The sequence below is a fragment of the Streptomyces sp. NPDC088157 genome, from assembly GCF_044741545.1.
Classification (GTDB): domain Bacteria; phylum Actinomycetota; class Actinomycetes; order Streptomycetales; family Streptomycetaceae; genus Streptomyces.
On record NZ_JBIUSU010000004.1, the window covers coordinates 431362 to 457367 of the forward strand.

Here is a 26006-nt window from a genome sequence, read left to right on the forward strand (position 1 = left end):
GTCACCTGCGATCACGTCGTATGTGCTTTTCCGGATGCGTTGTTCCCGGTCGGGTCACCGCAGGGGCGACGGTGAAACAGGGCGGGCCCGGAAAGACGTTCACTGTTCCCGTTGGCCCCACGGGGAGCCGTAGGCCGTCAGCAGGTCGAGGAACGGGCGGGGCGGGAACGCCTCGGGGCCCAGGACGCCCGCGCCGGACCACGCGCCCGTGGCGAGCAGTTCGAGGGCGACCACCGGGTTGACGGCGGTCTGCCACACCACGGCCTGGCTGCCGTACTCGGCCATGGACCACCGGTTGTCGACCACGTGGTACAGGTACACCTCGCGCGGTGCGCCGTCCTTCACGCCCCGCACCCAGGTGCCCGCGCACGTCTTGCCGTGCATCAGCTCGCCCAGCGTCGCCGGGTCGGGCAGACAGGCCGCCACCACGTCCCGGGGCGAGACGGGCACCGGCCCGCCCGCGCTCGGCACGGTCACGGGCGAGGTGCGGTCCAGCCCCAGGCGGTGCAGCGTCTTCAGGGTCTCGATGAACTCGCCGCCCAGCCCGTACTTGAAGGTGACCCGGCGCGCCTTCACCCAGCGCGGCACGAGCAGTACCTCCTCGTGCTCGACGTTCACGCACTCCACCGGCCCGATGCCCTCCGGGAAGTCGAAGACCTCCGGCTCGCTGAAGGGAGCGGTGGTGAACCAGCCCCGGTCGGCCTCGTAGACCACCGGAGGGTTCAGGCACTCCTCGATGGTGGTCCAGATGCTGAAGGAGGGAGCGAAGTCATGGCCCTCGACGGTGAGGTTCGCGCCGTCGCGGATGCCGATCTCCTCGATCTCGTCGAAGAGCTCGTCGGCGGCGTACCGGGCGAAGACGTCCGACAGACCCGGCTCGACCCCCATGCCGACCAGGGCCAGGGCGCCGGCCTCGGCCCAGTCCTCGGCCTCGGCGAACTGCGCGTCGCCGAGCCGGACCCCGCACTCCTCGTACGGCCGGTCCGGGTGCGGCCGCGACAGCGACATCGCCATGTCGACATAGGTGGCCCCGGCGGTCCGCGCCGCGTGGAACAGCGGCATCACGAACCGCGGGTCGGTGGCGTTGAGCAGCACGTCACATCGATGGCGGGCCAGCAGGTCGGCCACCGCCGCCTCGTCGCCGGCGTCGACGCGCTCGGCGTGGAAGCGGGTGTCGCCGTCGAGCGCGGCGACGGCGGCAGCGGCTCGGGCGGGATCGCGGTCGGCGACCACCATCGCATCGAAGAACGGGCGGCGGGCGGCGATCCGGGTGATGGCGGTGCCCACACCGCCGGCGCCCACGAGCAGGACACGCATGACGAGAACTCCCTCGGCTGAGACTGCGAACGAAGTGCGAAGCGGGGCCCTGACTCCGATCCAACGCCGCGGGTCCGCGTAAGGTCAATGGCGTTGGCATAAGGGCGCGGGCCGCGGGCGGCCGGGCGGAACGGAGGGTGAGGGCGGATGGCCAAACCGGTCGTACCCGAGGAGAAGCGGCGGCGGCGCCGGCCCACCAGGAGCGGCACCGTCCTGTCCGAGCGTCTGATCGTCGAGGCCGCGCTGCGCCTGCTGCGCGAGCACGGCAGCACCGGCCTGACGGCCCGCCGTCTCGGCCTCGCCCTCGACTGCGACCCCAGCACTCTGTACCGGTACTTCCGGGGGATGGACGAGTTGACCCTCGCCATCGGCGACGCGCTCGTCGGCGAGGCGCTGCGCGGCTGGCGGCCGACGGGGGAGTGGCGCACGGATCTGCACGCCGTCGGGCTGCGCATCCACGCCGCCTACGTCGCCCACCCGCAGGCCGCCCAGCTCACCGCGAGCCGGGTGACGGGCCGGGCCAACGAACTGGCCGCCGACGAGGCGGTCCTGGACGTGCTGCGCACCGCGGGGTTCCCGCTGCCGGACACCGTGCGGATCTACCACGCCTTCATCGACCAGACGCTCGCCTTCGCCGCCCTGGACGCCGCGTCCCTGGCCCTGCCCCGGGCCGCGCAGCGCGCCGACGACGCGATGTGGCGTTCCACGTACGCCCGCCTGCCTTCCGCGACCCACCCCCGGATCGCCGAGGCGGCCCCGCTGCTGTCGACCCGCATGGTGACCAGCGCCTATCCGACGGCGCTCGAGATGCTGCTGGACAGTGCGCAGGCGACGCTGGCCCAGCTCAGGTCCTGAGGGTCTCGGCCGCCGTCGCCGCCACCGCGTCCGCCACCGCCGCCAGCGCCGGGGAGTCGAGTTTCCACTGCTGCCAGTACAGCGGGACGTCCAGCGGGCGTTCGGGTGCGAGGGAGACCAGACGGCCGGAACGCAGCAGCGGGCCGGACTGCACGTCGGGCACCATGCCCCAGCCGAAACCGGCGGCCACGGACTCCACGAAACCCTCCGAGGTCGGTACGGCCAGCCGTACCGGACCCGCGCCTTCGGCGCCCCGGCGCAGTCCGCGCACGAACGCGTCCTGAAGGTCGTCGCTCCGGTCGAAGGTCATCACGGGTGCCCGGGCGAGGTTCTCGTGGAGCGGGCCGTCACCGAGGTGACGGGAGACGAAGTCGGGGCTGGCCGCGGCCTGGTAGCGCATCGTGCCCAGCGACCGTACGAAGCACCCGGTCACGGCCTCGGACGACGAGGTCACCGCGGCCATCACCAGCCCCTCCCGCAGGAGTTCCGCCGTGCGCGTCTCGTCCTCGCGGTGCAGTTCGAAGCAGATCTGCGGCTCCCGGGGAACCCGGGCCAGGGCCGGCAGGAACCAGGTGGCGAGCGAGTCCGCGTTCACCGCGACCGTCACCCGTGTCGGCTCGCCCTCGCCGCTCATGCCCAGCTCGGACCGCGTGTCGCGTTCGAGCCGGGCCAGCTGGCGGGCGAACCGGACGATGATCTCGCCGGACTCGGTGGGCCGGACCGGCTTGGTGCGCAGCAGCAGGACCCGGCCCGTGCGCTGTTCCAGGGCCTTGACGCGCTGGCTGACCGCGGACGGCGTCACGTACAGGGCGGCGGCGGCCGCGTCGAAGGTTCCCTCGTCCACCACCGCCAGCAGGGTCCGCACCTGGTCGAGAGGAAGGTCCGTCATCATCTCGTCATCACGAAAGCTAATGATACGTAAGAATCTTTAGCTGTACCCACGGTGATCGCTTCTCTAGCGTGGAGGCCATGTCGCCCACCCTCACCGCCGCGGCCGCCGGCTTCGGCACCGGTCTGTCGCTCATCGTCGCCATCGGCGCCCAGAACGCGTTCGTCCTGCGTCAGGGGATCCGCCGTGACGCCGTCCTCGCCGTCGTCGGGATCTGCGCCCTGTCCGACGCGGTGCTGATCGCCCTCGGCGTGGGCGGGGTGGGCGCGCTGGTGGTGGCCTGGCCCGGGGCGCTGACGGCGGTCGGCTGGATCGGCGGAATCTTCCTGCTCTGCTACGGGGCGCTGGCGGCCCGGCGGGTGTTCCGGCCCGCGGGCGCACTGGCGACGGAGGGGGAGAGCGCGGGCTCACTGCGCCGGGCGGTACTGACCTGTCTGGCGCTGACCTGGCTCAATCCGCACGTCTACCTCGACACGGTCTTCCTGCTCGGTTCCGTCGCGGCCGACCGCGGCCCGCTGCGCTGGACCTTCGGCCTCGGCGCCGCCTTCGCCAGCGTCTGCTGGTTCGTCGCGCTGGGTTTCGGCGCCCGGCTCCTCGGCCGCTTCCTGACCCGCCCGGCCGCCTGGCGCGTCCTGGACGGTCTGGTCGCGGCCACCATGATCGTCCTCGGCGTGACGCTCGTCGCGGGGGCTTGAGCGGCGGGGGCCTGAGCGCCAAGGGGCCGAGTCGGCGGTGCCCCGAGTGGCCGGGAGCCGTGCTCCGGGGAACCGGGACCGCCGAACAGCGGGACGCGTTCCGCGTCCGGAATCTGAGATCAAGCGTCCACTGGGCGGTGAAAGCACAGCAGGTGCTGGGATAGTGACCTCCGGACCCGAAAGATGTATCGAGCAACCAGGAAACGCGTGGACACGAGCGAGAGCGGTACCGCACCCGAGGCCGAGGAGGCCGGACCGAGACCGCGGGACCGGCCCCGGCGCGGCTGGCGCGGCTGGGCGATGGACACCCGTCCGCTGCGCAGGCCGGCCTACCGGCGGCTGTGGTCCTCGACCATCGTCACGGCCGTCGGCAGTCAGCTCACCGCCGTCGCCGTGCCCAAGCAGATCTACGACATCACCGGCTCCTCCGCCTGGGTCGGCTACGCCAGCCTGGCCGGGCTGGTGCCGATGGTGCTGTTCGCGCTCTGGGGCGGCGCGGTCGCCGACACCGTCGACCGGCGCAAGCTGCTGCTGATCACCAACAGCGGTATCGCCGTCACGTCGGTGCTGTTCTGGCTCCAGGCGGTCGCGGGACTGGACTCGGTGGCCGTGCTGATGGTGCTGCTCGCCACCCAGCAGGCCTTCTTCGGCCTGAACGCGCCGGCCCGCAACGCCTCCATCGCCCGTCTGGTCCCCGCGGACGAGCTCGCCGCGGCCAACGCCCTCGGCTCGACCGTCATGCAGACCGGTCTGGTCGCCGGCCCGCTGTTCGCGGGCGCGCTGATCCCCGTCATCGGCCTGCCCGAGCTGTATCTCCTCGACGCCGTCGCGCTGTCCGTGACGCTGTGGGCCGTGGTGCGTCTGCCGGCGCTGCCGCCGCTCGCGAGTGCGACCGCCCGGCGGGCCGGGCTCCGCGAGATCGTGGAGGGCTTCCGCTACATCTCCCGGCACAAGGTCCTGCTGCTGTCCTTCCTCGCCGACGTCATCGCCATGGTCTTCGGCATGCCCAGAGCCCTCTTCCCGCAGCTCGCCGCCGAGACGTACGCCCCCTACGGCGAAGGGCTCGCCCTCGGCCTGCTGTTCGCGGCGATCCCGATCGGCGCCGTGCTGGGCGGACTGTTCTCCGGCACGTTCTCCCGGGCCCGCCGGCACGGCTGGATGGTCATCGGCGCGGTCGTCGCGTGGGGCGCGGCGATCGCCGGCTTCGGGCTGAGCGGCAGCCTGTGGCTCGCCGTGGTGTTCCTGGCCTGTGCCGGCATCGCCGACATGGTGTCCATGGTCTTCCGCGGGGCGATCCTGCTGTCCGCCGCCACCGACGAGATGCGCGGTCGTATGCAGGGTGTGTTCACGGTCGTCGTCGCGGGCGGCCCCCGACTGGCCGACGCCCTGCACGGCACGGCCGGCGCCGCCTTCGGGCCCCGCACGGCGGTCGCCGGCGGCGGTCTGCTGGTCGTCGCGGTGATGCTGGGCCTGGCGGCGGCCGTGCCCGCGCTGCGCCGGTACCGCGTCTGACACCGGCGCGGGTACGGCGGTCCTACAGCGCCCCGTGCCGGCGCGACCCGTACTGCTCCATGAGCTTGCCGCGGGTCGTCTCCAGCCGGTGCGCGAGGATCTCGGCCACGATCCTCATCAGCGTCAACCCGAGCGCCGGATCCTCCTCGCACAGCTTGAGCACCGGCTGCGCCTCGAACTCGTAGGCGCGCACGGGGCTGAAGGCCTCCGCGCCGAAGTCCCACCGGTAGGGCGGAAACAGCCAGGACCAGCCCAGCAGGTCACCGGCGCCGAGGGTCGCGACGGTGACCCGCCGCAGGGACGTCACCTGCTGGACGAGCGAGACCGCACCGGAGCGGATGACCCAGAAGCGGTCGGCCGTGCCGCCCGCCTCGAAGATCCGGGTGTCCTCGGTGAAGGGCACCTCGCGGGCGAGCGTCATCAGGCGCTGGCGCTGAGGCGGGGGAAGGGCGGTCAGCAGTTTGGTCGCTTTGGTCATGGCCCGGGGCTCCTCGCCGAGGATCGGTGGGGGTGCTTCGCCTTCCATTTCAGCCGCTGCCGAGGTTCCGGGCACCTCGGAGGACCGCGTTTTCTGCCTTCGGGCATGGAAAAGCCCTGGCTGGACGGGGGAGGCCAGCCAGGGCAGTACAAGGCGGTGCACGGAGGAGGAGTTACGTCGACCCCGCCCACCTTCTATGAATGAACGGTAAACCACTCATGGAGATTTCGTGTACCCGTAACCCGGTCACGTGACCCGTTTCACTTTCCCTTCACCTCGTTGCCTCCCCGGCTTCCCTCGCCGTCTCTCCGTCGTCACTCCGCATCCCGCGCCACGACCCTGATCGTTTTCAGTTCCGCGTCGGCCGCGTCGGGGAGGTTCATGCCGGCCTCCAGACCGGTGCGCAGGTACCGCAGCACGGGCTCGGTGAGTCGCTCACCGGGCAGCACGGCCGGGATCCCCGGCGGGTACGGAGTGATCATCTCGGCGGCGATCCGTCCCGCGGCCTTGCCCAATGCCACGGTCTCGGCGGGCCCGAAGAACGCGTCCCGGGGCAGCAGGCCCTGGGCCATGCGCAGTTCGGCGGGGGACGGCACCTCGACCGGCGGGGCCGGGCGCAGTTCCGGCGCCGCGTGCGCGAGTTCCTTGAGGGCGGCGAGCAGTTCGCCGGTCGTCTCCCGGTCGTCGGCGTGGGTCAGCTGCGCGCCGATCCGCCGGTGGTCGGACAGGTGCATGTCCACGGCCTGGTGCTCACGCAGCCAGTCCGCGGCCTGGAAGCCGCTGACGCCGAGTCCCTGGAGGTCGATGACCACGGGCAGCGGATCGAAGTCGTCGGCGAGGCCCGGGCCGCAGAAGTCCTCCCGGCCCTCGACGTGCATCCCGTCGATCTCCTCGATCGCGGCCCGCACCTCCTTCGCGAGGCCGAGGGCCGCGCCGAGCAACTCCTCGCCGCGCAGCGCCATCTGCCGACGCCAGCCGTCGAGCCCGGCGTACAGCAGGACCGAGGGACTGGTCGTGCCCAGCAGATCCGCGCGCATATTCAGCAGTTCCGGTGTGACGAGCTCGCCCCGAAGGTGGAAGACGGAACCCTGTTCCAGCCCGCTGCCCATCTTGTGGATGCTGGTCACACAGATGTCGGCGCCCGCGTCCATCGCCCAGGACGGCAGATCCGGATGGAAGGGCAGATGCGCGCCCCAGGCCTCGTCCACGACGAGGGGCACCGACCGGCGATGACAGACGTCGGCGATCGCCCGCAGGTCGGCGCAGGCGCCGTACGGGGTCGGGCTGGTGACCAAGGCGCCCTTCGCGTCGGGATGGATCTCGAAGGCCTTCTCGAACTGCTCGGCGGACGGCGGATGCGCCAGGTGCCGGTCGGCGTCCCAGCGCGGCTCGACCCATACCGGCTCGATCCCGGACAGGATCAGGCCGGACACCACCGACTTGTGCGCGTCCCGCCCGATCAGCAGTTTCTCGTGCGGTCCCGCCACGGACAGCATGGCGGCCTTGACGGACAGGGAACTTCCGCACGTCGAGAAGAACGTGTGCTCGGCATGGACGGCGTCCGCCATCAGCTCCTCGGCGCGTTCCAGAACCCGCCCCCGGGTGAGCCGGTCGTCGAGTCCGCCGGACGCCAGCACGTCCCCGAGGAAGACCGCGTCCCCCAGCACCGCCCGCACCTCGGGATCGGCGCCGCGCGCCTGTTTGTGTCCCGGCGGGGTGAATGCCAACCGTCCCTGACGGTGGTAGTCGACGAGGGCTTCCAGAACGGGTGCTCGCGTGTGGTCCGCTGACATGCGGTGCGGGTGCCCGGGACGGCCGACACCAATCCGGGCCGCCGACACGGATCCCGAGGTCAGTGCGGCTCCCCGGGCCGGCCGGGCGTCAGGATCTCGTCCAGCACCCTCAGCACGGCTTCGTAGGCGAGACCCCGCACCCGGGCGTCCTGCGCGTTGTCCGGACCTGGGCCGGTGACGGGGCCCGTGCCTGTGTCGTCCGCGTCGGTCCGGGCAGCGTCGGCGCTCCGCGCCCGCCAGGTCAGTAGCTCCTCCTGGGCGCAGGCCCTCGCTCGTTGGATGCGCCGCAGCAGTTCGCCGGAGTCCACCACATCGGTCATCTGATTCGCGTACCCCGGTACGGCGGGACGATTGCTCCCTGGCCGGGAGGTTTGGCCGCGGCAGGGACGGCCAGCCGAAAAGAAGACGACCGCACCGTCCGGCGGACGAGCGCGGGTACGGAAGGGGCGTCGCGGCCACCGCGGCCCGGTCGGCGCGGACGGACGATCCCGCCGGGTGTCCGGACGGACGATCCCGCCGGGTGTCCCGGTGGACGATCCCGCAGGTGTCCGGGTGTCCGGGTGTTTGGGCGGACGATCCCGCCGCGGTGTCCGGACGGACGATCCCGCTGGGCATCCGTGCGGACCCGGAGCGGCGCCCCTCGCAGGCCGATCCAGGGTCGGTGGCCCGTGGGCGGGACGCCGCTTCGACGGGCCTGCCGCCGTTCGGGCCGGGCCGGTTTCTACCGGAGACCGGTCGAGAACAGCCACCGGCGGGGAACAGCCACCAGTCGCGAACAGTCAGGGGAGTGAAGGGATGCCGACGAACGACTCGACCGACCGTATGGACGCGCCGGACGGCCCGTTCGGGTGCACGGTACAGGAACGGTGCCGACCGGCCGACGTCCGCAGCGCGGTACGCCGGGCGGTGACCAGGTGTTGCGGGGCCACCGGCTGTCCGTACGACGAGGACGGCCTCTCGGACGCTCTGCTCGTCGCCTCGGAACTGACGTCCAACGCCATCCTGCACGGCGGCGGCGTCACCGGATTCGACGTCGACGTGGACGGGCGGGCCGTGCTCGTCTCCGTCAGCGACCGCAGCGACCGGTTCCCGGCCACCGCGGATCCGCTCGACGACGAGGGGCGGCGGCGCGTCGGTGGTCGCGGCTGGCCGATCGTCCGCCGGCTGGCCCGCGACATCAGGGTGTCCGACCTGCCCTCCGGCGGGAAGCGCATCACCGCCGTCGTTCCCGTGTTCTGACCCTGCCGTCGGCCGGGCCGAGGCGCTGACGGCAGGGTCCCTCGAACGCTTTCCCGCAGGCGGAGTTTGTTCCTCCAGGGGTAGGGCAGACGGAGGTTTCGTGCTTCGGACCGGAGGCGCGCCGACGGAAGCGGTATGGCCGCTCCGAGGCGCCGCACGCGCCCCGGGTGGCAGGAGCCCTCCGTCGTCAGTCCCTGAAAACACCGTTCAGGAGCGATACCGCATGCCTGCAGACATGTCGACAAGCCGTCCCGCCGCATCCGCCCCCACCACCGCGCAGTTGCGGCGCACACACGACGACGCGCCCGACACCGCCAGCCGGTTCGCCCGGCTGGTCACCCTGGAAGAGGGCCCCGAGCGGGACGCCGTACGCGACGAACTGGTCACCGCCTGGCTGCCCATGGCCCACCGCATCGCCGGCCGCTTCCGCGACCGCGGCGAGGCGATCGAGGACCTGCGCCAGGTCGCGGCCCTCGGGCTGGTGAAGGCCGTCGACCGTTTCGACCCCGAGCGCGGGGCCTTCGAGAGTTATGCCGTGCCCACCATCACCGGGGAGATCAAGCGGCACTTCCGGGACCGGATGTGGGCGCTGCGCGTGCCGCGCCGCGTCCAGGAACTGCGCAACAAGGTGCGCATCGCCCGCCGGGAGCTCACCCAGAACCCCGGGGCGAACGAGCCTTCCGTCACCGACATCGCCACCCACAGCGGGCTCACCGAGGAAGAGGTGAACGCCGGCCTGGAGGCGCTGGAGAGCTTCAGCACCCTCTCGCTGGACGCCGAGACCGCGGCCGGCGACGACGGGTACACCCTCGCCGACACCCTCGGCGACTCCGACTCCTCCTTCGACGTCGTGGTCGACCGGGAGTCCGCCAAGGAGGGGCTGCGCCGCCTGCCGGAACGCGAGCGCGCCATTCTCTACATGCGTTTCTTCGAGGACATGACCCAGAGCAGGATCGCCGATCAGCTGGGGATCTCCCAGATGCACGTCTCCCGGCTCATCAGCCGCAGCTGCGAGCGGGTGCGCCAGGAGGCGCTGCGCTGACGGCAAGGACATCCACGCGTTCCGAACGGAGGAGAAGCAGACCGATGCTGATGCCCCACCCCGCTGTTCTGCGCACACTCGTCGACGAGTACACGGCGCTCATGGAGAACGGATCCGCCGAGAACCAGGCACAGGCGCGCGACCTCGCCTACACGCTGTGCGTCTCCACCGGCACGCGCGACGTGCGCCACGCCCTGGAGACGGCACGGCAATGGCTCGAGGCGGCGGCGGTCACCGACGCCGCGCCGGATCCGTCGAGCGGCAAGAACGAGCCCCACGCATACGCCTGAACGACGGGGCGGGGTGGGCACGCCGGGGTCCGGCGTGCCCACCCCGTTGCTTCGCGGGGCCCGAGCCCGGTGCGGCGGCACGCCGGGGTGTGTCCGGCCTGAGCCGGGGCATCCGGACTCGGCAGGAATCGGGGAGTCTCAGGGGAGGACCGCATGAACACGAGTGCTCTGGCCCGCAACGGCCGGGTCGAGGCGAAACGGGCGGCGCGTGGCTCGATGACCAAGGGGGCGGCCAAGGCCGGGCTCGCCGCACGTGGCGTGATCTATCTGCTGGTCGGGTTGCTGGCTCTGCAGATCGCCTCCGGCGACGGCGGTAAGGAGGCCGACCGCCAGGGGGCGCTGGCCGAGATATCGGAGAAGCCCTTCGGCGCCGTGCTGCTGTGGGCGCTGGGCATCGGTCTGGTCGGCATGGCGCTGTGGCGGCTGTCCGAGGCCGTGTTCGGCGCCGCCGGCGCCGACGGGCGCAGTGCCAAGAAGCGGTTGCAATCGCTCGCCCGGTGCGCCTTCTACTCCTTCGTCGCCTACTCCGTGCTGGCCTTCGCGGCGGGATCGGGCAGCGGCGGCGGGTCCAGCGACGAGCAGTCCCGGGACGTCACCGCCCGGGTGCTCGACCTTCCCGGCGGGCGGTGGATCGTGGGCGTGGCCGGTGTGGGGATCGCCGTCGCGGGCGTCTGGATGGGCGCCCGGGCCGTCATGCGGTCCTACCGCAAGCACCTGCGGCTCGGGGAGATGTCCGCGCGTGTGCGGCGCCTGGTGGACATCACCGGGGTGGGCGGCGGTGCGGCCCGCGGCCTGGTGTTCGCCGCCGCGGGAGCCTTCGCCGTACGGGCCGCCGTCGACTACGAGCCGAACAGGGCCAAGGGGCTGGACGACACGCTGCGCTCGTTCGCCGGCACGCCCGCGGGTCCGGGCCTGCTGGCCTGCGTGGCCGCCGGGCTCGTGCTCTTCGGGTTGTTCTCGTTCGCCATGGCCCGCTGGCGGAAGGTCTGACGTCGGGCTGCGGGGGAACACGGACCAGATGAACGAACCAGAGTTTTCGCGCGACGGACGCCCCGTGGACATGTACCTCGACCTTTTGCGCGTCCGCATGGACAACGAGGACTACCAGCTTCTGCTGAAGGTCGTCGCACCCGCGCTGCGCGCCCTCGACGAACAGCCACCGGAGAGTCTCGACTTCGCCCTCGACCCGGAGGACACCCAGCACCTGCCCCAGGAGATCCGTGACGAGGCCGCCCTGGTGATCGCCACCGCGGTCACCGGCCGGCTGGACAACCAGCTGGTGGAGATACAGGTCGACGGGACCGGCCCGGTCCGGGTGGTCACCGACGCGGCCACCGCGTCGGACCCCACCCGCCTCGCCGAGATCGCCGGCTGCATCCGGCAGCGCCAGCAGGACACCGAGGAGCTGCGGGGCATCGCGGCGGCGAGCGGCATGCCCACGGACTTCTGAGCGTGAGCGGGCATCCTCATTTCGGCGGCGCCACCGGCGCCCCGAGCGGCCGGGCCAGACCGACCACCGCCTCGTCCAGGCGCTGAAGGTGCCGCAGCACCCGGTCGGTCACCCGGCCGTAGCGCGGCGTCCCCGGTCCGCCGGGCGTCAGCAGCGAGGCGATGCTCGGCCCGGCCAGCACCTCGGCGGTGCTCCGTTCGTCCGCCACGCGCGCGGCGATCGCCTCGATGTTGTGCCGGATGCGCTGCCCGGCCCGGCGCAGTTGCGGGTCCGCCGCGATCGACCGCGTCGGCAGCAGCTCGGCCGTGGCCGCCAGGGCCCGCGCGTGGTAGGCACAGGTCTCGAGCAGCGCGACGACATACCGGGCCGTGTCCCGCCGGGTCCGCAGCGGCGTCACGGGATGCGTCAGGGGCTGCGTCGCGGCCCGTAGATCGGCCAGTGCCTGGTCCAGGTCACGGGCCCGGTCCAGCAGATCGGCGGGTGGACCGCCGCTCAGCTGCTCCACGGCGGCCTCGGTGACATCCGTCAGCCGGTCCAGCACGGTCGTCAGCAGCTCGTTCGTGCGCCGGTCCGTGTGCACCGGAAGCACCAGCGCCGCCGCGACGATTCCGCAGGCCGCCCCCAGCGCCGTCTCCTCCACCCGCAGCACCAGCACCGACAGGCTGTAGGTGTGCAGCAGCGTGTACAGCACACCCAGCGCGGCCGTGACGAAGAACGACATCAGCGTGTAGGACAGCGGCGCCGAGTAGAACATCGCGAACACACACAGCAGCACCACGGCGAACGCCGTCCACGTATGGTGTCCTACCAGCCCCGCCAGCACGATGCCCGCGACCACACCGAGCACGGTGCCCAGCAGCCGCCGGTAGCCCTTGACCAGGATCTCCCCGGTGGAGGCGGTGTTGATGAAGACGATCCAGCAGGTCAGCACCGCCCAGTACCAGCGGTGCGAGGACAGGAGCTCGCCGCCCGCGATGGCCAGCGACGACCCGACGGCGACCTGTACGGCGGCCCGGGTGGTCGGCCGCCGCAGCCCCGTCTCCTTCCCGGGCGTCTCCTCGTCCTCCTCGCCCCCGCCGATCGCGGCGTCCTCCGCGTCCAGTTCCTCGCGCGAGCGAGCGGTCTCGGGGCTGTCGTCGGAGTCGTCCTGCGGCCCGTCGAGCGCGATCCGCAGCCCCATTACCGCGCGCGCCGCCTCACCGACGCCCCGGAAGACGTCCCTGACGGCAGGAGACGCCCGCGGCAGGTTCTCCTCCTCCCGGTATCCGAGCAGCCGGTTGCGTACGTGCGCCGTGGCCGAGCCCTCGGCCACGGGGAGCCGGACCAGCATCCGCAGCGCCCGCAGATCCCGGCGCAGCGTGTCCAGGGCCTCGTCCCGTACGGGGAGGTGACCGCCCTCCGGCAGCGGCGCGCCCGGCAGATGCAGGGTGAGGGTGTCGGCCCGCTCCGCGCTGCGGGCCGTCAGCAGGAGCAGCCCGAGCCGCTCGGCGGCGATCTCGGCGTCGGCGATCCGGCGCTGCACCAGCCGGGCCGTGGCCTCGTCCCGGGTGCCCTCCTCCAGCCGGCCCTGGATCATCATGGCCGTCTCGTGCAGCCGGGCGGTGCCCTCGCGCACCTGGGCCAGTGTCTTCTCGACCTCGTCCGGACCGGCGTCGAGCAGGTCGAGCTGAGTGTCGATCAGCTGTGCGAGCCTGGCACGGAAGGCCTCGCGCAGCCGCTGGAGGATCCCGGTCGGCGTCTGCGGCACCAGCGCGAAGCGCGCCACCGCGCTGCACGCGAAGGCAGCGGCGAGCGAACCGTAGAACCCGGGCAGGGTCGATCCCGTCACCCCGACGAACAGGGACAGGAAGTAGACCTGGAATCCGATCAGTCCGAGCGCCGTGCCCCGGTCGCCGAACCGGCGGCCGTAGACGGCGCAGAAGATCAGGGCGACGAAGAAGACGTCACCGGCCAGCACCCGGGAGCTGAGCAGCGCCGCCAGTGACATCGAGGCGAGCGCCACCGGCAGGCCCAGCGCCAGCGTGACGGCCTGCCGGTCGCGCTGCTTCTCCCGGATCGCGAACGTGGCGACCATCGCGGCGATGGCTCCCGCCACCAGATGCGAGACGTCCGCGCCCAGGAGGGAGAGCACGGCCAGCGTCAGGGCGATCGCACCGACCGTCCGCAGCCCGGCCGCAAGGCGCAACAGCCCGGGGTCGGACGCCGCGATCCGATCCCGCCACCGCGCACCGAGGGACCGTGCCGCCGTCCTCACGCCGCCGTACTCTCCCCTGCCGTCCGGACTCAGGCGGTCTCCGACCCGGGCCCTTCGATCTGCGCCCGCACCTGCTCGGGCGTCAGATAGCTGTCCGTGTACTCGAAGTCCTTCAGCTTCGCCGCCCGGCGCGCCTGGAAGCCGGTGCGCACGAAGTCGTCGCCCGCGACGGCGTTGAGCGTCCAGTTCGTCAGGACCCTGGCCTTGGCCACCCCCGTGCGCAACGCCGACCAGTGGTAGCCGCGGGCCACGGCCTGCGCGGGCAGCCCGCGCAGCTCGATGCCGAGCGGCTTGGAGACGGCGTCGGTGCCGCCGAGGTCGACGACCAGACCGAGGTCCTTGTGCACGTACGGCCGCATCGCCCGGCCCCGCAGGGTCGCGATGACGTTGTCGGCGACGACCTTGCCCTGCCGCATCGCGTGCTGCGCGGTCGGCGGGCAGATCGCGCCCTCCTCGCCCTTGGCCTCGTCGGGTACGGCGGCGGCGTCCCCGAGCGCGAACACCCCGTCGTTCCCGGGCAGTTTCATCTCCGCGTCGACGGCGAGCCGTCCGCGGACCGTCTCCGCGCCGAGCGTCGCGATCAGCGGGCTCGCCACGACTCCCGCCGTCCAGATCAGGGTCCGGGTCGGGATCACCCGCCCGTCGGTGAAGGTGACCTCCTCGGGGCCCGCCTTGGCGATGGACACCCCCAGCGAGATGTCGATGCCGCGCTTGCGCAGCACCTCCTGGGCGCTGCGGCCGAGCTTGTCGCCGAGCTCCGGCATCAGCTTCGGCGCGATGTCGATCAGATGCCACTTGATCAGACTCGGGTCCAGGTTCGGATAGCGCTTGACCGCGTTGTGGGTGAGCAACTGGAGACAGGCGGCGGTCTCGGTGCCGGCGTAGCCGCCGCCGACGACCACGAACTGGAGCCGCGAGACGCGCTCGGCGGGGTCGCGGCTGGCGTCGGCGAGGTCGAGCTGGCTGATGACGTGGTCGCGGATGTACGCGGCCTCGGCGAGGGTCTTCATCCCGAAGGCGTGCTCGGTCAGCCCCGGGATGTCGAAGGTGCGGGTCACGCTGCCGGGAGCCAGCACGATGTAGTCGTAGGGCTCGTTGACGATCTCGTCGGTGATGGTCCGGATGACGCAGACCTTCGACTTCAGGTCCACGCCGATGGCGCCGCCCGGGATGATCCGGGTGCGGTACTTCTTGCTGCGGCGCAGCGATACGGCGATCGACTGGGGCGTCAGCACCCCTGAGGCGACCTGTGGCAGCAGCGGCAGATAGAGCTGGTAGGCGAACGGCGTCACCAGGGTGACCTCGGCCTCCGCGGCGGAGAGTTCGCGTTCCAGACGCCGAACGCACCCCACTCCCGCGAAGCCCGCGCCCACCACCAGGATCCTGGGTCGTGTCACGATGTCCATCCCTTTCTGCGGCTCCAGGCGGTCTGCCCCGACGTCATGCGCGTGCCCCGCCCGCGGGCCCCTCGCACCTCATCGATCCCACCGCGCCCGGACTGGTTCCGCCAGCCGGGCGAGGCATGCAGACGAACGTTTCTCCTGAGGTCACCGTCGTACCCCCCGAAGGGCCTGTGTACGCCCGTCACCTTCGGGTAGGCCGACGTACATGACAATCGCGGAGGCCGGAGGATAGTGGCGGTGGGGTGCGCGGACGGCTCCGGCGACAGCCGGGGGGAGAGTCGTCGGACACAGGCCCGGCAGGTCGCCGAGGCGGTGGAGAGCCTGGTGGCCTGCTGGCTCATGGCGGCCGAGGAGAGCAGACCCCGGCTGCCCGCCCGGCAGTTGCACGCCCTTCGGACGGTCCGGCTCCGTCCGGAGCTCAATCTGACGGCCCTGGCCGAGCACCTGGGCGTCGGACTGCCCACCGCGAGCCGCCTCTGCGACCGCCTCGAGGCCGCGGGGCTGCTCGAGCGGACCGTGCAGCCCCGCAACCGGCGCGAGGTGCAGCTCGTGGTGACCGCCTACGGACAACGCCTCCTCACCGACGTCGCCGAGCGCCGCGTGCGGCGCCTCGCGACGGTGTTCGAGGCCATGACCCCGGCCCAGCGCACCGCCCTGCAACACGGGCTCTTCGGCTTCCACCAGGCGCACACGTCGAGCCGGGGACCCGAGGAGACGGAACGCTGACGGCCCTCAGGACCCGGCCCGCAGATGGCCGCCGATGTGCCGGTCGACGCGGCTGTCGATGTGGCACAGCAGCAGACAGACGTCGTCGTCGCGCTCCGAGTCGCTCAGCATCGGCTCCAGGATGCGCTCCGCCGAGCCGTCCAGGTCCGCGTCCAGCTCCTCGGCACGGAACGCGCCGAGCGCCGCCGCCAGCCGGTCGATGCCCGGGTCTATGCCCTGGGCCCGCCGCTCGACCAGCCCGTCCGTGTAGAGCGCCAGCGTCGACCCCGGCTCCAGCGGCACCGTGTGGTCGGAGATCTCCTGGTGCAGCGGGATGCCGAGCATCGCCCCCGGCTTGGCGTCGAGGGTGCGCACCCGCCCGTCGGGGCCGCGCAGCACCGGCGGCGGATGACCCGCGGCCGCCCAGGTCAGCACGGGCTCACCGGGCTGGAAGCGGGCGATCACGGCGGTCGCGTACAGGTCGGGCTGGAGATGGTGCAGGAACGTGTGCAGCCGGGTCAGCAGCACGCCCGGGCTGCCGCCGTCGACGGCGTACGCGCGCAGCGCGGTGCGCAGCTGGCTCATCATCACGGCCGCGTGCAACCCGTGCCCCGTCACGTCGCCGATGACGGTGATCAGACTGCCGTCGGGCTGCCGGAACGCGTCGTACCAGTCGCCGCCGATGTTCAGCCCGTACGTCGCCGGCAGATAGCGGGCGGCCAGACGCAGGCCGGGGGTGGCCGGCAGGTCGGTCAACAGGGCCCGCTGGAGGGTCTCGGCGATGTCCCGGTTGTGCTCGAAGCGGCGGGCGTTGTCGAGTGCCCCGCCGGCCCGCCGGGTGAGCTCCACGAGCATGACGGCGTCGTCGGGGTTCCAGCGCTCGCCCGGCGGGGTCAGCGTCAGGACGCCGAGGGGCGCGCGGCGCGTCGGCAGCGGCACGCACAGCAGGGGCCGGCCGGGATGCAGTGCCGACGGCGGCTGGTCCTCCACGCCGGGCAGGCCGCCGGGGTGCGCGGCCGCGTACTGCGGGCGTCCGGTACGGGCCGCGATCACGGCGGCCGCCGGACGCGGAACGGACGGCGCCGCCCGCTCGTCCTCCGCGTCGAAGAGCCAGACGTCGACCGTGCGGGCGTACTCGGGCACCAGCAGCCCGGGCAGCCGGCGCACGATCTCCTCGTGGTTCAGCGAGGCCGTCAGCGCCGCGCTGGCGTCGGCCAGGAACGTCAGCCTGCGCCGCGCGTCCTCCGCCTCCCGGCGCGCCTCGCGCTCCGCCGCGAAGGCCTCGCGCTGCGCCCGTCCGGCGGCGTCCAGCTCCGCGTGCAGTGCCAGTACACCCTGGTTGGTCTGGTGCAGCTCGTCCCGGTGGAAGGCGACCAGTTCCTCCTGCTCGGCCAGTCGCTCCAGCACCAGGGCGGTGTCCTCGTCGGCGCCGAGCAGGGCCTCCGAGAGGGCCGCGGCGTCCGCCGCCACGGCGTCGCCGACGGCTGCCGGGGCCGGCTCCGGGCAGGGCGCCGTGACGACCCACGGTGCTTCGCCGTCGGCGGGGGAGGCAGCGACCTCCACCCGCAGCGAACCCCGGGCCGCCGTCACGGTGAACTGCCAGGCGCCGCTCTTGGTCAGACACCGGCGCAGCCGCGCGCTGAGGGCGGCCGACAGCCGGGTGCGTTCGAGCGGCGGCACGCCGTACGCGGCGGCGATCCGCGCGGTGGTGATGCGCGCGCGAGCCGCGTCGGTGAAGGTGCTGATCGGCCAGGTGTGCTTCATCGGCGGTCCGGCGGGCTCGGGGACAGGACGGCCACGGCGGTGTCGTCGCGCACCGGCCGGGCGGAACTGCCGGCGTCGCGGATCGTCACTGCTGCCGCGACGGCGGGGTCGGCGGAGAGCATCCAGGGGCCGGCCGGCGGCGCCCAGCGGCTGGGCAGCCCGTCGCTGTGCAGGACGAGCACGCGGTCCGCGGCCCAGGCCACCTCGGTCTCGGGCAGCGTGGTGGGCCGATGGGTGCCCACTATGCCGGGCCGGGACAGCAGATGGCGCCAGGAGTCGCCCTGGCGCAGCCGCGCCCCGATGTTGCCGATGCCGGCGAACCGCAGCCGCCCGGCGGCTACGTCGAGCTGGGCCACCGCGACCGCGGCGCCCCTCGTGCCGCGCAGCGCCTCGTCGAGGCGGCGCAGCAGTTCGGCCGGGGCGAGGTGGGCCGAGCGATGTACCTCGCGCACCGCGGCGGTCGAGGCACGGGCGGCCTCGGGCCCGTGGCCCAGCCCGTCGGCCAGCATCAGGGTCAGCCGGTCACCGTCGCGGACGCAGGTCCAGGCGTCCCCGGAGTGCTCGGCGCCCCTGTAAGGGACGTTGACGCCACCGACCCGCACGGTGAAGGGGCCGGGCTCGCAGAAGGCTGCGCCCGGCGCCGAGGCCCCGGCCGGCCCGGGGCGCGGATCACGACGGGCGTGGGTTCTGGCCGTGCCGCCGATCCGGGCCAGCGCGACCGTCCCGCGGCCGAGGACGCTGTGCAGGTCGAAGTCGTCGGCCACCCGCCGACAGGTGCCCAGGCCGGCGCCGAGCGAGCCCGCCGTGGAGAACCCGTCGCCCAGGGCGGCGGGTACGTCGGACATACCGGGGCCGTGGTCGATGGCGGCGATCTGCACGACGAGTCCGCCCGCCCGTGCGCTCGACGGGACGACCGTCTCCACGAGGAGCTGTCCGCCGCGCGCGTGCTTGAGCAGGTTCGTCGCCAGCTCGGTCGCCACGAGGGCGGCGTCGGCGGTGCGTGGGCGGCCCAGGCCGGCCAGCGCCGCCGCGTCCTCCGCGGCCACCCGCGCGTCGCGCACCCGTGTCGAGTCGTGCACCGGAACGTCCCAGACACGCGTCATCAGTGCTCCTCGCGCTGCCGTGGTGGACGGGTCGCCCAGGAGGTCACCGTCACCGTGGTGCCGTCGCCGGGCGTGCTGTCGAGGGCGAACTCGTGCACCAGGCGACGCGCACCGCCCAGGCCCATGCCCAGCCCGTCGCCCGAGGTGTAGCCGTCGCTCAGGGCCCGCTCCAGGTCGGCGATGCCCGGTCCCCGGTCCGTGAACGTCAGCCGCAGCCCCTGCGCCCCGCGCCCGTCGGTCACGCGGCCCGCGGCCATCTCGCCACCACCGCCGTACACCAGCGTGTTGCGGGCCAGTTCGCTGGCCGCCGTGACCAGCTTGGTCTGTTCCACCAGGCCGAAGCCGAGCGCGGCGGCCGCCTGGCGCACGTGCTGCCGTAGCCACACCAGGTCCAAGTCCGAGCGGATCGGCAGGCGGGCCTCGACGCCCGCGGCCGTCCCGCTCACCGGGGCTCCCGGCGAGGGCCGCCCGGAGCCCCGGCGAGCAGCTCGAGGGCCGCCTCGGTGCTGAGCGCGGTCCGCAGTCCCGGCAGCGACAGTCCCAGTTCCACCAGCGTGATCGCCACCGCGGGGCGCATGCCGGCCACCACCGTCTGCGCGGCCAGCAGCCGCGCGCTCGCCGCGATCTCGGCCAGCACACGCCCCAGGAAGGAGTCGACGATCTCCACCCCCGAGATGTCGATGACCACGCCGGTCACCCGGCTGCGGACGATCTGCTCGGCGATGTCCTGCTGGAGCTGCTCCGCCGTACCGTCGTGCAGGTCGCCCTGGAGGGTGATCAGCAGGACGTCCCCGAGCCGGAGCACCGGTACGGGGGCCTGGCCCGCGAGGGAGAGGTCGTGGTTCACCGAGGACCCGCACCACCGGGCGTCGCGGGCACGATGTCGGCACCCAGCCGGTGCAGGGCGTACCCCAGGGCGTCGGCGAGACTCGATCTGGTGACCACGTTGCCCAGGTCCAGGCCGAGGTGCACGATGGTCTGCGCGATGGCGGGCCGGATGCCCGACACGACGCACTCCGCGCCCATCAGCCGGACGGCCGCGACGGTCTTCATCAGGTGCTGTGCCACCAGCGAGTCGACCATCGGCACACCGGTGATGTCGAGAATCGCGAAGCGCGCCTGCTGGTCGACGACCGACTCCAGCAGCGTCTCCATCACGACCTGGCTGCGGGCACTGTCGAGCGTCCCGATGAGCGGCACGGCGACGATGCCGTCCCACAGCCGGATGACCGGTGTCGCGGCCTCCAGCAGCTCCAACTGCTGCCGTTCGATGAGGGCCTGACCCTCGCTCAGCGAGGTCTCCAGGAACACCAGCCGCAGGGTGCCCATGAGCACGGTCAGGAGGATCGTGCACTCCCTGACGTGCTCGGGCGACGCCTCGGGCAGGTCGGCGACGAGCAGGTTCACGGCGGGCGTGCGCAGGCCGTCCACCTCGGTGGACACCTGGCCGGAGGTGAGCCCGAAGCGGGCGCGGGAGGCCACCATCCCGGCGAGCTGCTCGCGGACCGCGGTGAATCCGGCCGCGTCCGTGTCGGCCACCCGGCCGGTGTCGGCCACCTGGGCCAGCGCGTCGACGACGACCCGGCCCGCCTCCACCGCCTCGTCCCGAGAGACGGTGAACACCGTGCGGAACAGGGGTTCGTCGGCCCAGCGCTGGGCGATCTGTTCACGGCGGCGGTGCAGGAACCTCCCCACGTCGCCCGCCGGCGTTGTGTGGTCTGCGGCCGTTGCGTGCTCCGGCAACTGCTTCACTCCTGGTTCCTGTCGTCTTGTGTGTCGTCACCAAGGGCCCACCGGTGGCGATCGGTGGGGGCCGGGCCGTCCGTCCCGGCCGGCTCCGTCGACCCGGGCCGGTCCCCGGACCGGGTGGGCCGTTTCCCGAACCAGTCGAGACAGACGACGAGCGCGTCGTCGTCGGGGTCGGGCCGTCCCCGGTGCCCGGTCAGCTCGCGCAGCACCGCGGCCGGGACGTCCGCCGCCGGCAGCAGGGAGGCGTTGCCGACCGCCCGCGCCAGGGCGTGCTCGCCGTACGTCTCGCCACCCGGCGAGGCGACCCCGTGGACTCCGTCGCTGACGAACAGCAGCCGGTCGCCGGGCAGCAGGGTGAGCTCCTGGGCGACGTAGTCGGTCTCCTCGAACATGCCCAGCGGCAGCTGCGCGTCGAGGTCCACGAGGGACAGGGCCCGCTCGCGCAGCAACAGCAGCCGCGGTGAGCCCGCGTCGACGATCCGCATCCGCCCCGTCGACAGCTCGATGTCCACCAGCAGGACCGACAGATGCGCCTCGCCCCGGTAGTGGGCGTGGATGGCCTGGTCGGCCAGGGCCGCCTGGTCCTCGACCGGGACGCCGGCGCGGCGCGCGTTGCGCAGCGCGCTGATGCCGAGGCTGGTCAGCAGGGAGGCCTCGATGCCCTCACCCATCCCGTTGGTGACGTAGACCATCAGATGGTCGGCGGACGCCGCCCAGTCGAAGTTGTCTCCGAAGACGGCGTAGGCGGGCTCCAGCTGGGCACCCAGCGCGTACTCCTCCCGGGCGCAGGAGCGGGCCGGGAGCAACTGCCACTGGATCTCCGCCGCCAGCGTCAACCGGTCCTTGCGGCGGGCCTGTACGTACAGGTCGGTGTCGCGTTGGGCGACGACCACCTCGTGCCCCAGGAGCTCCGCCAGTTCGGCGAGTTCGGCGAGGGGCCCCGGGCTCCGCGCGGGCAGCGTCAGGGACAGCACGCCCAGCCGGTCGCCGCGCACGGTCACCGGCAGATGCGCCCGCACCCGTCCGGCGGCCGGCTCCTCGACGTACGGCTGCTGCGACCCGAAGGCCCGCCCGGGCGCGCTGCCCTGGGCGGGCACCGGCTCCGAGCCGCTCGGTGCGGGCGGCACGGGCAGCAGGACCGTCAGCCCGTAGTCGGCCAGCAGGAACTCCACCGCCTCCGCCGCGTAGTGGGTGCGCAGCACCCGGCGCAGGGCGTCGGGCAGCTGATGCGGTGCCGCGGAGCGCAGGGCGCGCCCGACGGCGACGAGTCTGTCCACGCGGTCGGTCACCTCGTTTCCCGGGACGCCGTGGCGCCGAGCCCGTGTCCCCGGAGACGGCTGTGGGCTGACAGCCGTCGGGAAGCCTGCGAGAGTGTGGGCGTGATGTCCTCCACCTCGCGTCCGCAGCCCCTCCAGGTGGCGCGTGTGACCTCAGAGGCGGCGGAGTTGCTGGAAGTCCTCTGGGGCCGTGCCTCGACGGCACCGGTCTCCGCCTCCCAGTTGCGCGTGCTGTTCATCCTCGAGCACCACGAGGGCATCAACCTGCGCACGCTCGCCGCCTTCCTGGGGTCCTCACCGCCGTCCACCAGCCGGCTGTGCGACCGGCTCCAGGCCGTCGGCTTCATCGAGCGCAGGGTCGCCGCCGAAAGCCGCCGGGAGCTCGAGCTGTTCCTGAGCCGCCGCGGGAGTGTCTTCCTCGCCGACCTCAGATCACGCCGCGAGGCCGCGCTGGAAGGGGTGCTGGAGCTGATGTCCGCCGCGCAGCGCACCGCGCTGCTGCGCGGGCTGGAGGCGTTCTGCTCGGCTGCGGCGGAGCAGATCCACGACGCGGACGCGACGGACGCCCGTACCGCCTGACGGTGTCCCCGGGTGATCGGGTTCGCCCACAGGCACATCCGCGTTCCCTCCCGCATGACTGTCCCGCTCACTCTGTTGCCTTACGTACACAGTTGTCAAATGACAAGTATTGGACGGCAGTCAGCCCTTTTCGCGCGTCCCCCGGACCCGGCCGACGATGGTTCGTCAGCCCTGCGGGCCCTCCGCCGGCTCCTGCCGGTCGATGAGCTCCAGAGCCTCGTCGACCTTCTCCGATATGGGCACGGTGAGGCTGACTCCGGTGAGCTCCAGGACCCGGCGCACGGCCGGCGTCGGATCGATCACGTGCACACTGCCCGGCAGAGCCCGGACCTCCTGGTAGACCCGCAGGATGATGTTCATGCCGGACGAGTCCATGAACGGCACCCCGGAAAGATCGATGAGGAAGTGCCGTCGGCCGTGGTGCAGTTGATTGGCCAGATGGGCCTGCAGGTCGGTCGCCGTGTCGAGGTCGAGATGGCCTTCGACCGTGACCAGGGCGACGTCCTCGCGAGGCAGGGTCACCTCGACGGACAGGGGGTTCTGGGCGATGGACACACGTACCTCCGAAAGCTGACGGTCGGGAGCGTCTACCCCGGCGGGCGACTTCGATGCGCGGTGACGGCGGACGAGGACGCGTGGGAGGCCTCGCGATTCGGTCTTCATGTTCCGAGCCCTGCCCTTTCCCTTTCCACCGTCCGCGGATCGCCGGCCCGGTGTCGCGCACAGGCGGATACCCCCGATCCCGGCCCCCATGCACGGCAGACCCACGCAGGGCGGACCGGCGACACCGGGGTCTTTCGTTCGGATCAGGGCGGCGAGGCGCGGCGCCAGGGCTCGCGAGCCCGGCCCCAGCCGGCCGCGTCGCCAACCTGTCCGGACCACACACCCAGGTCGGGTCCGCAAAGTCCCGCCTGACTCGCGACGCCCGGCACGCGCGCTCGCCGCGTTGTCGGGATCGCCCACGTACACCCGGTACGAGGGCGGCCGTCCGCCTTGAGACCGCACGCACCGGACGCCGCGAGCCCTGCCCTCCGGGCAGCCGGCGCTACTTCGCGGACACGGCCTAGTGCACGCGGATGCCCACGATGCAGGTGTCGTCGTCCGTGTCGGACCTGCTGTAGGTGAGCAGGCGGTCCAGCTGCCGGTCCAGCGTCGGCGGCACCGTGCGCGCCTGCACCAGCAACTGGGTCAGCGACTCCTCCACCGACCGGTCGCGCCGCTCGATCAGTCCGTCGGTGTACATCAGCAGGGTGTCCTCGGCGGCCAGCTGGACCTCCGCCTCCTCGTACACCGTCTCCGGTACGGCGCCCAGCAGCATCCCCCTCAGCAGGGGCAGCGGCGCCGCCTGGGCGTCCCGCACCAGCACCGGCGGCAGATGGCCCGCCCTGGCCCAGCGCAGGGTGTGCCGGGCGGGGTCGTACAGGCCGCACACCGCCGTGGCCGTGATGGAGCCCGTCAGATGGTGGGCGACGATGTTGAGCCAGGACAGCAGCTGGCCGGGCCCCGCGCCGGTCACGGCCAGGCCGCGCAGCGCGTTGCGCAGCACCACCATGCTGGTCGCCGCCTCGATGCCGTGCCCGGCCACGTCGCCCACACACAGCATCACCAGTCCGGAAGGCAGCACGACGGCGTCGTACCAGTCGCCTCCCACCAGGTGCTCCTCCTCGGCCGGCCGGTAGCGGACCGCCACCTGGAGGCCGGGGGCCTCCAGGGGCGCCCTGGTCGGCGGCATGATGGCGTGCTGGAGCTGAAGTGCCAGCCGGCTGCGCTCGCTGGCGTGCTGCTCGCTCTGCGCCAGCTGGTCGCGGGTGGCGGCGAGTGCCACCTCCGTCCAGTGCTGCGCGGAGATGTCCTGGTAGGCGCCGCGCACGGCGACCAGACGGTCGTCGGTGTCGAGCACCGGCTCGGCGACGATCCGCATGTGCCGGGTCACTCCGTCCGGCCGCTGCAGCCGGAAGGCGGCGGAGGCCGGACGGCGGCGGTGCAGCAGCGTGCGCAGCAGGCGACCGACGACGACCGCGTCGTCGGGATGGGTGTGCGCCGCCAGTTCCTCCAGCGGAACCGGAGGGCTGGACTCGGAGCGCCCGTACAGGGTGAACAGCTGGCCGTTCCAGGTCGTCTCGCCGGTGAGCAGGTCCTCCTCGAAGCCGCCGATACGGCCGAGGCGCTGGGCGTGCTGCAACAGGCTCGCCAGCCGCGCCGCCTCGTCCTCGATCCGCCAGATCAGCAGCACACAGCTGCCGTGCCGGCTGATGCTGACGTCCGCGACCGCGGCCAGCGGCACCTCGCCGACCAGCGCCGTCAGACTCATACGGCGGGCGCGGAACGGCTCGCCGGTGGCGTGCACGCGCTCGATCCGCTGGAAGAGGTCACCGCCTCCCGCGGCCATCGGATAGGCCTCGAGCAGCAGGGCCCCGTTGATCACGGCGCGCGGCCGGCCCGCCGGGTCGAGGAACCGGCTGTTGACGTGCTGGATGCGGAAGTCCACCAGCTTGCCCGCCGTGTCGACGTGCGGCACCAGGACGAGGGCCGGGTCGTGCAGCCCGTCCGTCAGGTCCCTCAGCTCCGACACGTCCGGCAGCAGCAGGGGTTCCTGCCCGGGGCCCCGGCCGTGGGCGTACGCCTGGAGCGTGTGGGCGCACAGATCGGCCAGGGCCTCCACCTGGCGCACCACCGCCGGCGGCTGCTGAACCAGCGGGGCCGGCCAGGCGATTTCCAGGACCCCGTGCACGCGCCCGGCGTTTCCGGCGGGCACGGCCGCCCGGCCACCGTCCGGGTGCGTCTGACGGCCGATGGTGGGCAGCCCGATCCGGGACAGCGACCCGAACCACTGGGTCGTGCCCTCGGTGAGGCCGCTGCGTGCCACCGTGGCCACGTCCGGCGGGACGTACCGCCAGCGCTCGGCCTCCACCGGGGAGAACCCCGCGCTGCCGGCGAGCGTCAGCGAACCGTCGGGGCCCGCCGCCCAGATGGCCACGGCGACCGCGCCCAGCGGGCCCAGCGCGTGCTGGAGCAGGGAGTCGGCGACCGCCTGGGTGTCGTGCGCCGCCGCCAGCGCCCCGCTCTCGGCGGCCCGCAGCCGCACGGCCGCCGACTGCTCCTCGGCATCGTCCGCCGTCGTGACGGCCGCCAGGAAGGCCGCCGTCACCTCGGAGACCCGGTCCTTGGCCGCCTGGTTGATGACGTCCACCGCGAACTCCAGCGGACTCAGGCCGGCCTGTTCGGCCAGCACGGAGAGCTGCTGTGCCGCCTCGGTCGGCCCACAGCCGAGGCGCTCCACCAGGATGCCCTTGGCGAGCTCGACCAGGGCGCGCCCGTCCGCCTCCGCCTGGGCCGTCATGACCTCCCGGCGCAGCCGGTCCACGGTGGCGGCCAGCCGCCCCACCGGCGAGGCCGCGGCGACGCCCTCCGGTTCCCGGGCGTTCACGCCCTCCTTGGGCGCGGGCCGCTCCCCGGCCGACGGGACCGGGCCCACCTCCACCGTCTTGGTGGTCGGCGCCGCGGCGGACGCGGCCGCCGGAGGCAGGGTCCGGTCGTCGCCGGGTTCCTTCGGCTGGGTGGGAATGGTCATGGTGTGCGGACTCCTCGTCGGGGGACGCCTGGGGGCTGCGG

Annotated in this window: 25 protein-coding genes; 10 read left to right on the plus strand and 15 right to left on the minus strand. The window is 72.9% G+C overall.

Annotation, left to right across the window (positions count from 1 at the left end; translation table 11 throughout):
* Nucleotides 1-99: 99 nt before the first annotated feature.
* Nucleotides 100-1317: a saccharopine dehydrogenase family protein gene (locus ACIPFH_RS17790; RefSeq protein WP_401827477.1), complete on the minus strand. Its 1218-nt coding sequence runs from the start codon at nt 1315-1317 to the stop codon at nt 100-102.
* 147 nt (nt 1318-1464) lie between these two features.
* Between ACIPFH_RS17790 and ACIPFH_RS17795 the strand changes: the two genes are divergently transcribed.
* A complete protein-coding gene (locus ACIPFH_RS17795) occupies nt 1465-2172 on the plus strand; it encodes a TetR/AcrR family transcriptional regulator (RefSeq protein WP_401827478.1) in 708 nt (235 codons plus the stop codon).
* Here ACIPFH_RS17795 and ACIPFH_RS17800 read toward each other — a convergent pair.
* Nucleotides 2162-3064 carry a LysR family transcriptional regulator ArgP gene (locus tag ACIPFH_RS17800; protein ID WP_401827480.1) on the minus strand — a complete coding sequence of 301 codons (903 nt, stop codon included), beginning with the start codon at nt 3062-3064 and terminating at the stop codon, nt 2162-2164. The genes ACIPFH_RS17795 and ACIPFH_RS17800 overlap by 11 nt on opposite strands.
* Before the next feature lie 77 nt (nt 3065-3141).
* Between ACIPFH_RS17800 and ACIPFH_RS17805 the strand changes: the two genes are divergently transcribed.
* Nucleotides 3142-3756, plus strand: coding sequence for a LysE/ArgO family amino acid transporter (locus ACIPFH_RS17805; protein ID WP_356257545.1), 615 nt, complete (start codon nt 3142-3144; stop codon nt 3754-3756).
* Nucleotides 3757-3939: 183 nt separating this feature from the next.
* The gene (locus ACIPFH_RS17810) at nt 3940-5268 is read left to right on the plus strand and encodes an MFS transporter (RefSeq protein WP_401827481.1); all 1329 of its coding nucleotides are present in this window, start codon (nt 3940-3942) and stop codon (nt 5266-5268) included.
* A 22-nt stretch (nt 5269-5290) separates the two neighbouring features.
* On the opposite strand, the gene ACIPFH_RS17815 is transcribed toward ACIPFH_RS17810, so the two are convergent.
* The 3 genes from ACIPFH_RS17815 to ACIPFH_RS17825 all read right to left on the minus strand — a co-directional run bounded on the left by ACIPFH_RS17815 (nt 5291) and on the right by ACIPFH_RS17825 (nt 7859).
* Nucleotides 5291-5746 carry a cyclic nucleotide-binding domain-containing protein gene (locus ACIPFH_RS17815; protein WP_401827482.1) on the minus strand — a complete coding sequence of 152 codons (456 nt, stop codon included), beginning with the start codon at nt 5744-5746 and terminating at the stop codon, nt 5291-5293.
* Between the two features lie 314 nt (nt 5747-6060).
* Nucleotides 6061-7539: an aminotransferase class I/II-fold pyridoxal phosphate-dependent enzyme gene (locus tag ACIPFH_RS17820; protein WP_401827484.1), complete on the minus strand. Its 1479-nt coding sequence runs from the start codon at nt 7537-7539 to the stop codon at nt 6061-6063.
* 59 nt (nt 7540-7598) lie between these two features.
* On the minus strand, nt 7599-7859 hold the full coding sequence (locus tag ACIPFH_RS17825) for a hypothetical protein (protein ID WP_401827485.1): 261 nt from the start codon (nt 7857-7859) through the stop codon (nt 7599-7601).
* A gap of 502 nt (nt 7860-8361) precedes the next feature.
* Between ACIPFH_RS17825 and ACIPFH_RS17830 the strand changes: the two genes are divergently transcribed.
* The 5 genes from ACIPFH_RS17830 (at nt 8362) to ACIPFH_RS17850 (ending at nt 11560) form a co-directional block, all read left to right on the plus strand.
* Complete coding sequence (locus ACIPFH_RS17830) at nt 8362-8778, plus strand: ATP-binding protein (protein ID WP_401828059.1); 417 nt, start codon at nt 8362-8364, stop codon at nt 8776-8778.
* Nucleotides 8779-9001: 223 nt separating this feature from the next.
* On the plus strand, nt 9002-9820 hold the full coding sequence (locus ACIPFH_RS17835; RefSeq protein ID WP_401827486.1) for a SigB/SigF/SigG family RNA polymerase sigma factor: 819 nt from the start codon (nt 9002-9004) through the stop codon (nt 9818-9820).
* A gap of 44 nt (nt 9821-9864) precedes the next feature.
* Nucleotides 9865-10110 carry a DUF5133 domain-containing protein gene (locus tag ACIPFH_RS17840; protein WP_401827487.1) on the plus strand — a complete coding sequence of 82 codons (246 nt, stop codon included), beginning with the start codon at nt 9865-9867 and terminating at the stop codon, nt 10108-10110.
* A 153-nt stretch (nt 10111-10263) separates the two neighbouring features.
* On the plus strand, nt 10264-11100 hold the full coding sequence (locus ACIPFH_RS17845; RefSeq protein ID WP_401827488.1) for a DUF1206 domain-containing protein: 837 nt from the start codon (nt 10264-10266) through the stop codon (nt 11098-11100).
* A 28-nt stretch (nt 11101-11128) separates the two neighbouring features.
* Nucleotides 11129-11560 (plus strand): hypothetical protein, encoded by a 432-nt coding sequence (locus tag ACIPFH_RS17850; protein WP_356257521.1) that lies wholly within the window; start codon nt 11129-11131, stop codon nt 11558-11560.
* A gap of 16 nt (nt 11561-11576) precedes the next feature.
* Here ACIPFH_RS17850 and ACIPFH_RS17855 read toward each other — a convergent pair whose 3' ends face one another.
* Both ACIPFH_RS17855 and ACIPFH_RS17860 read right to left on the minus strand, forming a co-directional pair.
* Nucleotides 11577-13814 (minus strand): FUSC family protein, encoded by a 2238-nt coding sequence (locus tag ACIPFH_RS17855; RefSeq protein ID WP_401827489.1) that lies wholly within the window; start codon nt 13812-13814, stop codon nt 11577-11579.
* A gap of 29 nt (nt 13815-13843) precedes the next feature.
* Nucleotides 13844-15220, minus strand: a complete 1377-nt coding sequence (locus ACIPFH_RS17860) for an NAD(P)/FAD-dependent oxidoreductase (RefSeq protein ID WP_401827490.1) — start codon at nt 15218-15220, stop codon at nt 13844-13846.
* A 234-nt stretch (nt 15221-15454) separates the two neighbouring features.
* Between ACIPFH_RS17860 and ACIPFH_RS17865 the strand changes: the two genes are divergently transcribed.
* Nucleotides 15455-15943, plus strand: coding sequence for a MarR family winged helix-turn-helix transcriptional regulator (locus tag ACIPFH_RS17865; RefSeq protein WP_401827491.1), 489 nt, complete (start codon nt 15455-15457; stop codon nt 15941-15943).
* Between the two features lie 6 nt (nt 15944-15949).
* Here ACIPFH_RS17865 and ACIPFH_RS17870 read toward each other — a convergent pair whose 3' ends face one another.
* From ACIPFH_RS17870 to ACIPFH_RS17895, 6 genes are read right to left on the minus strand one after another with little or no spacing between them, the layout of a single operon-like run.
* Nucleotides 15950-17686 carry a PP2C family protein-serine/threonine phosphatase gene (locus ACIPFH_RS17870; protein WP_401827493.1) on the minus strand — a complete coding sequence of 579 codons (1737 nt, stop codon included), beginning with the start codon at nt 17684-17686 and terminating at the stop codon, nt 15950-15952.
* Nucleotides 17683-18789, minus strand: a complete 1107-nt coding sequence (locus tag ACIPFH_RS17875) for a SpoIIE family protein phosphatase (RefSeq protein ID WP_401827494.1) — start codon at nt 18787-18789, stop codon at nt 17683-17685. Before ACIPFH_RS17875 ends, ACIPFH_RS17870 begins: the two co-directional genes overlap by 4 nt.
* Entirely contained in the window at nt 18789-19235 is a 447-nt protein-coding gene (locus ACIPFH_RS17880) for an anti-sigma regulatory factor (protein WP_401827496.1), read from the minus strand. The genes ACIPFH_RS17875 and ACIPFH_RS17880 overlap by 1 nt, the downstream gene beginning before the upstream one ends.
* Nucleotides 19232-19636 (minus strand): STAS domain-containing protein, encoded by a 405-nt coding sequence (locus ACIPFH_RS17885; RefSeq protein WP_401827498.1) that lies wholly within the window; start codon nt 19634-19636, stop codon nt 19232-19234. The genes ACIPFH_RS17880 and ACIPFH_RS17885 overlap by 4 nt, the downstream gene beginning before the upstream one ends.
* A complete protein-coding gene (locus tag ACIPFH_RS17890; RefSeq protein WP_401827500.1) occupies nt 19633-20532 on the minus strand; it encodes an STAS domain-containing protein in 900 nt (299 codons plus the stop codon). The genes ACIPFH_RS17885 and ACIPFH_RS17890 overlap by 4 nt, the downstream gene beginning before the upstream one ends.
* Before the next feature lie 5 nt (nt 20533-20537).
* A complete protein-coding gene (locus tag ACIPFH_RS17895; protein ID WP_401827501.1) occupies nt 20538-21815 on the minus strand; it encodes a PP2C family protein-serine/threonine phosphatase in 1278 nt (425 codons plus the stop codon).
* Nucleotides 21816-21920: 105 nt separating this feature from the next.
* Between ACIPFH_RS17895 and ACIPFH_RS17900 the strand changes: the two genes are divergently transcribed.
* On the plus strand, nt 21921-22394 hold the full coding sequence (locus tag ACIPFH_RS17900) for a MarR family winged helix-turn-helix transcriptional regulator (protein ID WP_401827503.1): 474 nt from the start codon (nt 21921-21923) through the stop codon (nt 22392-22394).
* Between the two features lie 165 nt (nt 22395-22559).
* Here the strand turns inward: ACIPFH_RS17900 and ACIPFH_RS17905 are convergent, their stop codons facing one another.
* Both ACIPFH_RS17905 and ACIPFH_RS17910 read right to left on the minus strand, forming a co-directional pair.
* Complete coding sequence (locus ACIPFH_RS17905; RefSeq protein WP_401827505.1) at nt 22560-22949, minus strand: STAS domain-containing protein; 390 nt, start codon at nt 22947-22949, stop codon at nt 22560-22562.
* Between the two features lie 508 nt (nt 22950-23457).
* Nucleotides 23458-25965, minus strand: a complete 2508-nt coding sequence (locus ACIPFH_RS17910) for a SpoIIE family protein phosphatase (protein ID WP_401827507.1) — start codon at nt 25963-25965, stop codon at nt 23458-23460.
* Nucleotides 25966-26006: the final 41 nt, after the last annotated feature.